Below are 12,248 nucleotides of genomic sequence, written 5' to 3'. Positions count from 1 at the left end.
ATCTGGGCCTTCAGGGCCTGGTCGGTGTCCAGGGCGTGGCCGGGCTCCTGGCCCTTGCAGATCAGCACCGGGTCCAGCACCACGTTCGTAAGCGCGGAGTCGGACAGGGCGGCCGCCACCGTGGAGATCGTCGCCGGGCTGCCCAGCATGCCGATCTTCACGGTGCTCAGAGCGGACGGTGCGCCGGACGCGGGACCGTAGGCCGCCGTCGTCGCCTCCAACTGGTCGGCAATCACCTGCTGGTCCACGGGAACGAAGCGGTGGTTCCAGTTGTCCTTCGGGTCGAAGGAGACGATGCAGGTCAGGTTCACGATGCCGAAGACGCCGAGTTCCTGGAAGGTCTTCAGGTCCGCTTGCGCACCGGCGCCACCGGTGGCCTCGGAGCCGGCAATTGTCAGGGCGACGGCGGGGTAGGCGCTGGCGTCGGAGGTCACGTTGTCCACGGCGTAAGAAGTCATGGGCCTATCCTGCCACTGCCGGAAATCCCGCCGCACTGTGCGTGTGACCAATATGACCAAAAGCAAAGTGTTCCGGATCACGGCAACTAAGGTGGCGGACGGTGTTGCTCACATGCGGCGCCGGATCCAGGAAGGTTCATTGATGAGCACCCAACTGTCCGAAGCAGCACAGACCAGAAAAGCCGTCGGCAACATCCTCAAAGGCTCGGCCGGCAACCTCGTGGAGTGGTACGACCTCTACGTCTACACAGTGTTCGCGGCCTACTTCCAGTCGCACTTCTTCAATTCCAAGGACGACCTGCAGGCCGGCCTCGAGGCCATGGCTGTGTTCTCGACGTCGTTCCTGATGCGCCCCATCGGCGCCTGGTTCTTCGGCCGTTACGCCGACCGGAAGGGACGCAAAGCCGCGTTGACCCTGAGCGTGACGATGATGTCCGCCGGTTCGTTCGCCATCGCGGTACTGCCCACCCAGCAGCAGATCGGCCTCTGGGCCATGATTCTGCTGGTCCTGATCCGCGTGATCCAGGGCTTCTCCGTCGGCGGCGAGTACGGCACCAGCGCCACCTACATGTCCGAAGCCGCCACCACCAAGCGCCGAGGGTTCTTCTCGAGCTTCCAGTACGTCACCCTGATCGGCGGCCAGATGCTCGCGCTGTTGGTCCTGGTCATCCTGCAGAACGTGATGCCCAAGGCCGAGCTGACCGATTGGGGCTGGCGCATCCCGTTCGCGATCGGCGGCGTTGCTGCCCTGGTGGTCCTGTGGCTGCGGCGCTCCATGGAGGAAACCGTCTCCGCCGAGCAGATCGAGGCCGCCAAGGCCCCGGCCGTCGCGGGCCAGGCCCAGCCCGGCACCATGAAACTGCTGTTCACCAGTTACTGGAAGCCGCTGCTGATCTGCATCGGCATCACCCTCGGCGGCACCGTGGCGTTCTACACCTACACAAACTTCATCCTGAAGTTCATGAACGACACCTCGGGCATCGCCAAGACCGACACCTCCGTGATCAACTTCTGGGCGCTGTTCATCTTTATGCTGCTCCAGCCGGTCTACGGCATCATCTCGGACAAGGTGGGCCGCAAGCCGCTCCTGCTGTGGTTCGGCATCACCGGCGTGCTCTTCACCTGGCCGCTGCTCTCCACCCTGGCCGGCACCAAGGATCCGTTCACGGCGTTCCTGCTGATGATGGGCGGCCTGCTGATTGTCGGCGGATACACCTCGATCAACGCCCTGGTGAAGGCCGAGCTGTTTCCGGCCTCCATCCGTGCTCTCGGCGTCGGGCTGGGCTACGCGATCGCCAACTCGCTCTTCGGCGGGACGGTGCCGCTGATCGGCGCCGCACTGCAGAAGGCCGGGCAGGAGGAGTTGTTCTTCACCTACGTCACAGTGGCCATCGCCATCTCGCTGCTGGTCTACATCTTCGCGCTGAAGAACAAGAAGTCCACGCACCTGGACCACGAGCAGGGCCACGCGTGGGACCAGCCTGTGGCCGTGGGCGCCGGCGTTGCCGCCTCTCCCTCGGCCTCGCCGGAGCGGGACGACGACGGCGTGCTGGACACCCCTCGGCGGTAATCCGCCGTTTCGCCGGTTCCCTGCCGACTCGACGCCCCGTAGCGTCTAGCCGGCACGGAACCGTCGAAATGGCGGCCGGTTGGCCGCAGCGCCGTCGTTCAATGCCCGCAGCACCCGGTACTTGAACTCCACCTCGTTGAACAGGTCCTTCCACTCGATGCGGAGGAACGTCCAGCCCTGTTCCATCAGGACCTTTTCGCGCCGCCGCTCGGCGAACAGGACGTCGCCGGTGGGGTTGTAGTCGAAGTATTTGGCCTTGCCGTCGAACTCGAGCGCGACCCGGCGCTCGGGCCAGGCAAAGTCCAGCCGGTGCTCGCCGAGTGGTGTCCGGAYGACGTACTGCAGTCGCGGCGGCGCGATCTTCAGCCGGTACAGGAGCTCCCTGGTAAGGCTCTCGCCGGCAGATTCGGACAGTGGGTCCACCAACTCCAGCGCACGCCTCAGCGCGACGACGCCGTTGCGGCCGGCCAGGCCTGTGCAACTGTCCCGGAGGTAGGCCACATCCGCGCCCATCCGGACCGCGTGATCCATCAGGACGACGGCCTGCGGAACGGTGAACGTCAGGCAGCAGTCCACCACGGTGCGCTCCAGGGACGTGCAGGGCAGCCCGTCCACAAAGCACACCTCCCGGCTGCCCAGGCGGCGGGTGTGGGCCACCACTTCCCGGCCGTGCGAGATCCCTGACGGGCACGTCTCCTGGGTCAGGTGTACCCGGTTATCGACTTTCCACAACTGGAGGCGGTGCAGGCTGGCCCCCGAGGCGTGGCTGTAGGCGAAGCCGCCCGCCGACGTCGTCAGCGTTCCCAGCGCATGCGCGGTGATGAGCTGACGACGGCGGTCGGGTGCGCTCAGTTGCCGCCACCAGTCGCCGCGGGCGTAACAGCCGCGGCGGAGCCTGACCAGAGCCGCGCCCCGCACCAGCTCGGCAATGGCGCGGGAGGTGAGCCCGGCGGCCAGGAGTTGGTCGGTGCGCCACAGGTCAGCGGAGGCGGGGAGTGGTCGAGGCATGGGACCAGCCTCGACCACCAGCCAACGCGCGCCCAGGAGCCGGTTCAGGTATGTGGACAACGCCGGTTCGACGGTTCCGTGCCCGTTCGACGCGGCAAGGCGCCGTGTGCGCAGGGAACCGTCGAAACGGCGGGGGCGTCAGGCCTGGAGAGTGCCGTCGAGGAGGTCCCGGAGCTCGCGGAAGTGCCGTTCGGTGGCCTCCGGGTGGAACGCGGACGTGTCCGCCATGGAGTAGCCGTGCGGTGCGCCTGCGTAGACCTCGTTGCTGGCGGTCAGGCCGGCGGCGTCCAGGGCCTCGCCCAGCCGGGCCACCGCGTCGGGCGCCATGCTCTGGTCGTGGTCAGCGTGCCCAAAGACGAACCGTGCACGGGCGTTGCCGAGTCCCAGGTGCGGGCTGTCCGGTGCGTCAGTTGCAAGGCCGCCGCCGTGGAATCCGCCGCAGGCCGCGACCTCGTCCGGGTGGGCGGTGGCGGTGCGCACGGCAAGCCGGGCGCCCATGCAGTAGCCGGTGACGCCGATGGGGCCGGGCGCGACGCCGTCGAGCCCGCGCAGTGCGCCGAGCCAGGCGTCGATGTCCGGGACGGCCTTGTCAGAGGTGAGCCGCCCCACCCGCGGGAAGGCTGCCGCGCCCGCCTCCTCGCGGCCCGCCGTCGTCGTCATGTCCGTTGCCAGGGCGAGGCTGGCTGCTGTGCCTTCACGGTAAAAGACATTCGGGGCCAGGACCACGTAGCCCCAGTCCGCGATGCGCTGGGCCATGTCCTGGATGCGCGGGCGCAGGCCGAAGGCGTCCATGTACAGGATGACGCCGGGGAACGGGCCCTCACCGGTGGTGGGGCGGGCGATCAGGGCTTCGGCGGTACCGGCGGCGGCAGGGATCTCAATGAGCATCCGGCCAGCCTATCCGACGCCGCTTCGACGGTTCCGTGCGCACTCGATGTTCAGAGGCGTCGAGCGGGCAGGGAACCGTCGAACTGGCGCACGGGCGCACGGGCGCGCGGGGGCCGGGCTAGGAGTAGTACCGGCCCAGGGTTTCGGCCTTGAATTCGAAGAACGTGCCGTTCTCGATCGCCAGGCGCGCGTCGTCCACCATCTTCACTACGAAGCGCTCGTTGTGGATCGAGATCAGCGTGGCGGAGACCATCTCCTTGGCCTTGAACAGGTGGTGGATGTAGGCGCGGGAGTAATTCGTGCAGGCGTAGCAGTCGCAGCCGTCCTGCAGCGGGCCGAAGTCGCGCTTGTACTTGGCGCCGGACAGGTTGTAGCGGCCCGTGGGGTGGTAGAACGCCGAGTTGCGGGCCACCCTGGTGGGGGAGACGCAGTCAAAGGTGTCCGCGCCGTTCTCGATCGCGGTGAAGATGTCGTCCGGCTCGGAGATGCCCAGGAGGTGCCGCGGCTTATCCTCCGGCAGTTCCTCGTTGCACCAGCGCACGATGGTGCCGAGGTTCTCCTTCTCCAGCGCCCCGCCGATCCCGAAACCGTCGAAGTTCATCGCGCCAAGATCCCGGCAGGCCTTGCGGCGCAGGTCCTCGTACTGGGCGCCCTGGATGACGCCGAAGAGCGCCTGGTACGGCTTCCCGGCCCGGGAAGACGTGAGCCGGAAGTGCTCGGTGATGCAGCGCTCGGCCCAGCGGCGGGTCCGTTCCAGGGACTCTTCCTGGTAGCCGCGSGAGTTCTGCAGGGTGGTCAGCTCATCGAAGGCGAACATGATGTCGGCGCCGAGCTGGTGCTGGACGTTCATGGAGATCTCGGGGCTGAAGCGGTGCCGGTCGCCGTTGAGGTGGCTTTTGAACCACACGCCTTCCTCGTCCACGTGGGCGAGGCGCTCTTTGCCGGGGGCGACGGCGTCGTCGGGGACGGCGGTCTCCGCGACCGGCACAGTCTTCATGTCGATGACCTTCTTGAACCCGGAGCCCAGGCTCATCACCTGGAAGCCGCCCGAATCGGTGAACGTGGGCCCGCGCCAGTTCATAAACGCGCCGAGGCCGCCGGCTTCGTCCAGCACGTCGGCACCGGGCTGCAGGTACAGGTGGTAGGCGTTGGCCAGCACGGCCTGAGCCCCAAGTTCCGCGACCGACTCGGGCAGCACCGACTTCACTGTCGCCTTGGTGCCGACGGCGATGAAGGCAGGGGTCTGGATCTCCCCGTGCGGGGTGGCGATGGTGCCGGTGCGGCCGAGGAACTCCCCGCCGTTCTCCGCCACCTGCGCGGCCGACGGCGCGCACGTGTCGGCCAGGCGTTTGCCCACGCGGAAGGAGAACTCGGACTGCCGGGCTGGCTGCGGGGACGATGGGACGGCTTCAGGATTCGCTGGCACCGTTCAAGTGTGCCAGCTAACGCAGCCGTTGCCTCAGTGCAGCGGGTCCGATGTGGGGTAGTTCTCAGCCCGCCAGGTGTCCCAGTGGTTGCGGATGGCGTCGCGCTGGTGGCCGCCCAGATCGTAGGTCGAGACGATGGCCAGGGAGCCGCCGTCGGGCCGGACCCCCGGGATGGACGGCTGGTCCGCCACAATCACCAGGCCGTCCCCGTGCTCGGCGTAGCTCTGAACGGTCAGGCCCACCTGGTGGTTGCTCCGGAACCAGACCTTCCCGGAGATCTCTTCCCCCGTGGCGAGGGTCAGCGAATACGGTTCACCCGGGGCCGGTACCTCGGCCAGGCCGAGCTTGTCGATCGCCGAGCCCCCGGTGCCGGGCACCGAGAAGAAAAACGTCCGGCGGCTGCCGTGCGGGTGGTGTTCCAGGGCGAACCGGAGCTGGTGGAGGAACGTCAGCCAGCCCTGGGTGATGTCCTCATCCCAGGCCGCCCACTCGGAGTTGTGGTCGATCGCAGCCCGCGTCACACTGACTTCCGTACCGGCGGCGACGGGTTTGAGGGTGAACACATCGCCGCCGTCGACCACCAGCGAGGTGTGGTCCGCGCCCTCCACCACGTTCGGGCCGAAATAGATCGCGTTGACCTCGGCGGCCTGGTCGTCGGCCTCCCAGCCGTGCCACTGGGCCACCTTGGCGGGTTCGCGCAGCATCGTCCAGACCTGCGGCGCGTCGGAGTTGRTCACCACGCTGAGATTGTTAGTCATGGGGTGAATCTACCGCTCCCGGCCGTGCCGGGGTAGGGCTAAACCGGCGCCGCAGCTCAGGCCCGCACGGACTCCAGTTCGTTGCCGATCCGGCGCTCGAGTTCGGGGCCGCCGATGGTCTGTGAGCCGCCGTGGGCGCGCAGGAAAAGGAGCGCCTCCAGCCGCAGGAGGCGCCATTCCCGTTCCGCGTCGGTGTTGGAGTTGTCGATGGCGCGGAAAATTTCCTCGTCGTACAGGTTCGGCTCGTTGAGTGAGCGCTGGCGCACCTTGGCGTTGATGCGGGCCTTGAAGGGATCCGTTTCCGTTGCATCCGGTGCCCGCAGGAACTTTTCGTACACCGCCGCCCGTTCGTCCTGACCCTGCTGCCGGCAGATGTAGCTGGACAGGGCGAGTGAGGCCTCCACCGACGACCAGCGGCCGGGGTTTCCGTCGAACGGCAGCACGTTGAGCAGGTCTGCGACGGCCAGGGCGTTGTCGGCGTCCTTGAGCACCACAAACAGTTCGTGGGCCAGGTCGCTGAGGTCCTTGAGGCAGCTGCCGGACTTGGTGTTGATGCCCTTGGTCAGCCGGTCGCTCAGGAGCAGCACACCCAGCGCATCCTGGTGCGCCTCGGCGGCGGCCTCCACCACAGACTCCGGCGTCCCGTCGGTGAGGGGGATCAGGGCCAGGTCCGCGTCGCTGGGTCCGCTGGCGGCGGGCGGGGCCGCCGGCGGGGGAGGGACGACGACGGCGGGAGCCGCCGTCGTGCTGGCGTCCTCCGCGTGCGCCGGGACCAGTTGCAGTTCCGGCCCGTCGCTGTCCGCGGGGAAGGCCGGGGCGGCCTCGCCGGAGGCCGCGTCCGCGGCGGCCTCGCCGGAGGCGGCGTCAGTGGCAGCGGAGCCGTCCGCGGTGACGGCCTCCGGAGGCAGTGCGTCGGCCTCCCGGACGAAGACGACGGAGCCTGCGGCGATCCGCAGCATTCCGCCGCCGGTGAGGGTGGCCCGCACGATGGCGGGGGTGCCGAAGTCGTCGTTATCGACGTCGACGCGCAGGATCTCCGCCGTGCGCTCGGCGTCGGGCAGGAGCAGCAGGTCCCCGGTCCGCAGAGATCCCGCCTGCCGTTCGCTGTAGTTCAGGGAGGCTGTGGGGTGGGTCATCGGGAGTCCTTAAATTCTCTTTCGGTCCGCTCAACAGTCTACAAAGACCGGGGCTCCTAGTGGCCGACGCCCGCGAACGCCAACGCCTGCCGGATCAATGCTCCGCGGCCCCCGCTGAACTCCAGCTGCACATCCGAGCTCATGACCTCTTCCGGCGTCATCCAGGTCAGTTCCAGGGCGTCCTGCCGCGGCGAGCAGTCACCCGTGACGGGGATGATGTACGCCAGGGCGACGGCGTGCTGCCGGTCGTCGGTGAACCCGGTGTGCGACGGGGACGGGAAGTATTCGGCCACCGTGAAGGGGACCGGGCTGATCGGCAGCTGCGGGAACGCGAGCGGGCCGAGATCCTTTTCCATGTGCCGCAGCAGGGCCGCCCGGATGGTCTCGCGGTACAGCACCCGGCCGGAGACCAGGGACCGGACCATGGTGCCGTCCTCGTCGGCCTGCAGCAGGGTGCCGACCTCATTCACAAACCCGAGCGGGTCCAGCCGGACCGGCACGGCCTCAACGTAGACCATGGGCAGCCGGCCGCGGGCCTCGAAAAGATCGTCGTCGGAGAGCCAGCCGGGATTGGGGTCGGGAGTGCGAACGTTCATGGTTAAGTTCTACCCCATCCGCGTTGCCCGGGCGTGGTCAGCCCCCGGGTCAGCGGGTCCGGGGCAGGCCAACCGCCGGGGCCGCGGCGATCCACAGGGAGTGGGGGCGGCCGGTGTCCGCATCGGGGCTGCCGACGTGCAGCAGCGGCACGGCGGCGTCGCCCAGGAGGGCAACGTCCTGCCCGGCGTCCGCGAGCCGCCCGCGCAGTGCGGCCAGGTCCCCGGCGTATTCGAAACCCAGTCCGGCGCCGCCGGCCACGGCCGCCGCCCCGCCGGCTACATTCCCGTCCGCAGGACCGACCATCAGCACGCCGCCGTTCTTCGCCGTAAACGCCTCCGCCACGGCGTCCCCGGCCCCATCCCCGTCCCCCGGCGCGCCTGCCGGGCGGGGGCGGGCGCCGATGTCGCGCAGCGTCCGGGCCGCCGCCGCGATGTCCGCCGCGAACCACACGCCGACGACGGCCAGGTCCGGATCCGCGTCCGCGGCGGTGGCCCAGGAGCCGTCGGAGGCACGGGCTGCGGCGTCGGCGAGGAAGCTGAATCCGTCCGGCGAGGTAACGCGGCACGTTGAGCCGTGGTCTGCCGCGATGACCTCCGCGGCGGTGCCGCCCCCGCCCGCGGTGCCCGCGCCGGCGTCGTTGGTCCGGCGGGCGAACTCCGCGAGGTCCCCGGCCTCGACGCCGAACGACGTGGTGCCGTCCTCCGCCGATCCCGGTTCGGCGACGTGCAGCGCGAGCCGCCCCGCGCCGGCGTCGAACTCCCGCCAGGTGGGCCCGGCGACCGTCTTGGCCACGCCCAGGTCCGTCAGCAGGCGCTCCCACTGGTCGAGGCGGGAGGTGAAGTGGATGGGGCGGACACGCAGCATTGGTACTCCCTGCTGGGTTGGGGCTGGGAGCACAATGGTGCCATGGCTGCTGAGCTTACGGAACTGCTGGTCAAGGACGCCGCCGAGTGGCGCTCCTGGTTGGAACAACACCACGGGGACAGCCCCGGGGTGTGGCTGGTGCTGCACAAGAAGGGCGGCTCCGTCACCGAGCTGGACTACGAGGCCGCCGTGCAGGAGGCGCTGTGTTTTGGCTGGATCGACGGCCAGGGCAGGCGCCGGGACGAGGAGACCTCGTTCCAGCGGATGACCCGGCGCGGCCCGAAAAGCGTGTGGTCGGCGCGGAACGTGGAGCGCATCGGGCGCCTCGAGGCGGACGGCCGGATGACGCCCGCGGGACGGGCCGCCGTCGAGGGCGCCAAGGCCGACGGCCGCTGGGAGGCAGCGTACTCCGGGGCCGCCACCGCGGAGGTTCCGGACGACCTTGCCGCCGCCATCGCGGCTAACCCCCGGGCGCAGGCGATGTTCGAGGTCCTGACATCCGTGAACCGGTACGCGCTGATCTACCGGACGAACTCGGTCAAGCAGGCCGCCACCCGGGAACGGAAGATCGCCGGGTTCGTGGAGATGCTGGCACGGCATGAGACGCCGTACCCGCAAAAGAAGCGTCCGTCCCCGGGGTCTCCAGCGGCTTCCCAGTAACCGTCCGGGATTCCGGCAGCCCAAGCTGGCATAGTTATCCAATGCCCATTACCCAGACCGGGAAGCCAGGTGCAGCCCTGCCCGTCCAGCTTTCGCAGCGCGCGCTGTTCTTTGCGGCCGCGGGCCTGCTGGTGGCCGGGGAGGCAGTGTTCTGGCTCATGCTGGCCGCCGTCCAGACGGACTCGGGACTCGCTCTGCTCGACGGCGGCGTCCACGACGCGCTCATCGAGGCCCGCTCACCGGCCGTGACAGTCATTATGGCTGCGGTCAGTGCCGTGACCGCCCCGCCGTGGCTGGGCGCCGTTGCGGGGGTGCTGGCGCTGGGCTGGGCGGGCTGGAAACGTGAGATCTGGCGGCCGGCGCTGCTGATCGGTTCCGTGGCCGCCGCGCTGGGCGTTTCCACTTTCCTCAAACACCAGATTTCGCGCGGCAGGCCCTCGGCCGCGGGCTTCCTCACCGGCCCGGACGACGCCTTTTCCTTCCCCTCCAGCCACACGCTCGGGGCAGGCGTGTTCCTGCTGGTGCTCATCTACCTGCTGCTCGCCAGCGCCGGAGCGCGGGCGGTCCGGCGTCCGACGGCGGTCCTGGCCTTCGCGGGGGCGGTCCTGGGCACGCTGCTGGTGGCCTTCAGCCGGCTCTATCTGGGCTATCACTGGCTCACCGACGTTGTCGCCTCGCTGGGGCTCGCGGTTGCCGTGACCGGGATCGTGGTCCTGGTGGACGGCCTGAGGGCCGCCCGGAAGGCGGCCCCCGCGTCCGGGCTCCCGGCCGCCTAGAAAGCTACGCCGAGCGCCTGCGCCAGCACCACGGCCGAGGCCGAGGACCAGGCCTGCGGGTGGCAGGAGGCCGGGTACGGGACGGCGTGCCCCGACTCCGCCGCGGTGACGCCGGCGAAGAGCTCGGGCAGCCGGTGGCCGAACGACCCCGCTGCCGCCAGCAGTCCCTCTGCGAGCACCCGGGCCTCGGCGGTGAAACCGTCGCTGAGCAGGCCCCGGATGGCGATGGCTGTGTCGTGGCTCCAGACCGAGCCGCAGTGGTAGCTGAACGGCCAGAAACCCGCGGCGCGGCTGGAGAGGGTGTGCAGGCCGTAGCCGGAGAAGAGTTCCGGGCTCAACAGCCGGTCCGCGACCAGCCGCGCCTCGCCGGGATCCAGGATGCCCGTGCCCAGCAGGTGTCCCATGTTTGAACCCGGGATATCCAGCGGAGTGCCGTGGCCGTCCAGGGCCATGGCGGGGAACCAGCCGGCGTCGTCCTCCACCCAGAAGCGCTCGCGGAAGTCCTGTTTCAGCGCCGCGGCGAAGTCGCGCAGTTCCGCGGCCCCGGGTTCCCCGTAGGAATCGAAGAGGTCCGCCGTGGCCACTGCCGCCTGGTAGGCGTACCCCTGGACCTCGGAGAGGGCGATGGGACCGTCAGCCTGCCGGCCGTCGCGGAACTGCATGGCGTCGCGGGAGTCTTTCCAGCCCTGGTTGCTCAGGCCGTGGCCGGAGGTGTCCTGATAGCTGAGGAATCCGGCGTTGGCCGTGTTTCCGGCGGCCCCGGCAGCCAGCAGCCACTGCGCCGCGCGGCCGGCGTTGGGCAGCAGGGAACGGACCGCGGAGTCGTCGGTGCCCGCCCGGCCCAGTTCGCCCAGCAGGCAGAGCCAGAGCGGGGTCGAGTCGACGGCGCCGAAGTACACCGGGGGCAGCCGCAGGGCCTGGCTCTCCAGGATGAGTTCCTTGGCGCGCAGTTCGTGCAGGATCTTGCCCGGTTCCTCGGCCGCGGCGGGATCCGTGGCGGTGCCCTGGTGGGCGGCCAGGGCGTGCAGGGTTCCGGCGGCCAGCGCTGAGTCGAAGGGCAGGAGCAGCCGGGCCGCCCAGAGCGAGTCCCGGCCGAAAAGGGTGAAGTACCAGGGGGCGCCGGCGGCCAGGAAGGGGGCCTCGGGGGCCTTGCGGGTCGCGAGGCGGAGCCCGTCGAGCTCATCGAGGGCGTTGTCCAGGAGCCGGCCCAGCGGTCCGTCCGGCTGCGCGCGGACCCGGCGGGTGGCCGGTGGGGCAGCCGTTACGGCGTCTTCGGTGTCGCTCAGGGCTGCTTGCCATTCGGCCTCCAGGGGCCGGCCGCGGCCGGCCGTTCCCCGCCAGACCAGCCGTTCGCCGGAGGCCACCTTGCCGGCCGCGGACACCGTCAGGGTTTTGCCGTCCTCGGTCCAGCGGAGGGTGGATTCGTCTGCCGCGGCGGGCTGCAGGGGTTCGCGGTAGCGGCCCAGCCGGATGGCGGCCATGTCGGTGAAGTCCGCGGCGAGGCGGACGCTGATCTCGGCGTCGAGGGCTTCCAGCGAGGTGCTCAGGCGGAGGGCCACACGGACGGTTCCGGGGGTGACCGTCCAGGTCTGCAGGAGTTCGACGGCGGGATCCTCGGTGGGACCTTCGATGCCGCGGACCAGGCCTCGGACCCGGAGCACCCCGCCGGGCGCGGACTCGACCGTGGCGGGCTCCGGGGCGAATCCGTTAACGGTCACCTCGGCGCGGCACAGCATCCGGGTGTCCCCGTGCAGCAGCCCGGTGAACCACTCGCCGGCGCCGGTCTCAGGTCCCGTGCCGGTGGCAGCTCCCGCGGCTTCGGAGCCCGGTGCGCCCCCGGTCAGCCGTCCGTCGGCATCAAGCCACACTTGGGTGGGGGCGGCCACGGCGCAGTGCTGACGGTGAAGTGCTGGCTGAACAGTCATGCGTCCCAGCCTATGCCGGGGCGTCCGCCGGACCTAGGTGTACTGGGCCACAAGGTTGGTGACACTCGGTTGATGGGTGTGGTGCCGATGCCGGTGTGGATGCGTTCAGTGTTGTAGTGCTTGAGCCAGGGCGCAAGGGCGGCTTGGCGGTGGTTGCTGCTGGTGAAGGTCTGCCGGTAGG

General features: G+C 69.7%; 13 protein-coding genes. 3 read left to right on the top strand and 10 right to left on the bottom strand.

Going from position 1 to position 12,248, the window contains the following annotated elements:
• A partial coding sequence (locus tag AC1DHD_RS08155) for a bifunctional hydroxymethylpyrimidine kinase/phosphomethylpyrimidine kinase (RefSeq protein ID WP_476879224.1) occupies nt 1-458 on the bottom strand: 458 nt, incomplete at its 3' end.
• Between the two features lie 142 nt (nt 459-600).
• Between AC1DHD_RS08155 and AC1DHD_RS08150 the strand changes: the two genes are divergently transcribed.
• A complete protein-coding gene (locus AC1DHD_RS08150) occupies nt 601-2,028 on the top strand; it encodes an MFS transporter (RefSeq protein WP_476879223.1) in 1,428 nt (475 codons plus the stop codon).
• A 45-nt stretch (nt 2,029-2,073) separates the two neighbouring features.
• Here the strand turns inward: AC1DHD_RS08150 and AC1DHD_RS08145 are convergent, their stop codons facing one another.
• From AC1DHD_RS08145 to AC1DHD_RS08115, 7 genes are all read right to left on the bottom strand, one after another.
• Nucleotides 2,074-3,036, bottom strand: coding sequence for a type IV toxin-antitoxin system AbiEi family antitoxin domain-containing protein (locus AC1DHD_RS08145; protein WP_476879222.1), 963 nt, complete (start codon nt 3,034-3,036; stop codon nt 2,074-2,076).
• Between the two features lie 138 nt (nt 3,037-3,174).
• Nucleotides 3,175-3,924 carry a dienelactone hydrolase family protein gene (locus AC1DHD_RS08140; RefSeq protein WP_476879221.1) on the bottom strand — a complete coding sequence of 250 codons (750 nt, stop codon included), beginning with the start codon at nt 3,922-3,924 and terminating at the stop codon, nt 3,175-3,177.
• Nucleotides 3,925-4,042: 118 nt separating this feature from the next.
• Nucleotides 4,043-5,350 carry a tRNA guanosine(34) transglycosylase Tgt gene (tgt, locus tag AC1DHD_RS08135; RefSeq protein WP_476879220.1) on the bottom strand — a complete coding sequence of 436 codons (1,308 nt, stop codon included), beginning with the start codon at nt 5,348-5,350 and terminating at the stop codon, nt 4,043-4,045.
• A gap of 33 nt (nt 5,351-5,383) precedes the next feature.
• Entirely contained in the window at nt 5,384-6,109 is a 726-nt protein-coding gene (locus AC1DHD_RS08130; protein WP_476879219.1) for an SRPBCC family protein, read from the bottom strand.
• 56 nt (nt 6,110-6,165) lie between these two features.
• Nucleotides 6,166-7,245, bottom strand: coding sequence for a DUF6707 family protein (locus tag AC1DHD_RS08125; protein ID WP_476879218.1), 1,080 nt, complete (start codon nt 7,243-7,245; stop codon nt 6,166-6,168).
• Between the two features lie 56 nt (nt 7,246-7,301).
• Nucleotides 7,302-7,841, bottom strand: a complete 540-nt coding sequence (locus AC1DHD_RS08120) for an NUDIX hydrolase family protein (protein ID WP_476879217.1) — start codon at nt 7,839-7,841, stop codon at nt 7,302-7,304.
• A 49-nt stretch (nt 7,842-7,890) separates the two neighbouring features.
• Complete coding sequence (locus AC1DHD_RS08115) at nt 7,891-8,706, bottom strand: VOC family protein (protein WP_476879216.1); 816 nt, start codon at nt 8,704-8,706, stop codon at nt 7,891-7,893.
• A gap of 42 nt (nt 8,707-8,748) precedes the next feature.
• On the opposite strand from AC1DHD_RS08115, the gene AC1DHD_RS08110 reads away from it, so the two are divergent.
• Nucleotides 8,749-9,366 carry a YdeI/OmpD-associated family protein gene (locus AC1DHD_RS08110; protein WP_476879215.1) on the top strand — a complete coding sequence of 206 codons (618 nt, stop codon included), beginning with the start codon at nt 8,749-8,751 and terminating at the stop codon, nt 9,364-9,366.
• Between the two features lie 41 nt (nt 9,367-9,407).
• Nucleotides 9,408-10,142 carry a phosphatase PAP2 family protein gene (locus AC1DHD_RS08105; RefSeq protein ID WP_476879214.1) on the top strand — a complete coding sequence of 245 codons (735 nt, stop codon included), beginning with the start codon at nt 9,408-9,410 and terminating at the stop codon, nt 10,140-10,142.
• Here the strand turns inward: AC1DHD_RS08105 and AC1DHD_RS08100 are convergent.
• The gene (locus AC1DHD_RS08100) at nt 10,139-12,067 is read right to left on the bottom strand and encodes a glycogen debranching N-terminal domain-containing protein (RefSeq protein WP_476879213.1); all 1,929 of its coding nucleotides are present in this window, start codon (nt 12,065-12,067) and stop codon (nt 10,139-10,141) included. The two genes, AC1DHD_RS08105 and AC1DHD_RS08100, sit on opposite strands and share 4 nt — an antisense overlap.
• The coding region (locus AC1DHD_RS08095; protein ID WP_476879212.1) for an integrase core domain-containing protein at nt 12,064-12,248 on the bottom strand (185 nt) is incomplete at its 5' end. The genes AC1DHD_RS08095 and AC1DHD_RS08100, both read right to left, overlap by 4 nt.

The sequence above is a fragment of the Arthrobacter sp. 05L45_2 genome, from assembly GCF_056397525.1.
Note: the sequence above shows the minus strand (reverse complement) of the source record. Positions and strands in the feature narration are given on the sequence as shown.

What these genes read in the sequence shown, in the direction of transcription:
- AC1DHD_RS08150 (WP_476879223.1), top strand. Translation starts at nt 601, where the DNA reads ATGAGCACCCAACTGTCCGAAGCAGCACAGACCAGAAAAGCCGTCGGC.
- AC1DHD_RS08140 (WP_476879221.1), bottom strand. Translation starts at nt 3,924, where the DNA reads ATGCTCATTGAGATCCCTGCCGCCGCCGGTACCGCCGAAGCCCTGATC.
- AC1DHD_RS08125 (WP_476879218.1), bottom strand. Translation starts at nt 7,245, where the DNA reads ATGACCCACCCCACAGCCTCCCTGAACTACAGCGAACGGCAGGCGGGA.
- AC1DHD_RS08120 (WP_476879217.1), bottom strand. Translation starts at nt 7,841, where the DNA reads ATGAACGTTCGCACTCCCGACCCCAATCCCGGCTGGCTCTCCGACGAC.
- AC1DHD_RS08115 (WP_476879216.1), bottom strand. Translation starts at nt 8,706, where the DNA reads ATGCTGCGTGTCCGCCCCATCCACTTCACCTCCCGCCTCGACCAGTGG.
- AC1DHD_RS08110 (WP_476879215.1), top strand. Translation starts at nt 8,749, where the DNA reads ATGGCTGCTGAGCTTACGGAACTGCTGGTCAAGGACGCCGCCGAGTGG.
- AC1DHD_RS08105 (WP_476879214.1), top strand. Translation starts at nt 9,408, where the DNA reads ATGCCCATTACCCAGACCGGGAAGCCAGGTGCAGCCCTGCCCGTCCAG.
- AC1DHD_RS08100 (WP_476879213.1), bottom strand. Translation starts at nt 12,067, where the DNA reads ATGACTGTTCAGCCAGCACTTCACCGTCAGCACTGCGCCGTGGCCGCC.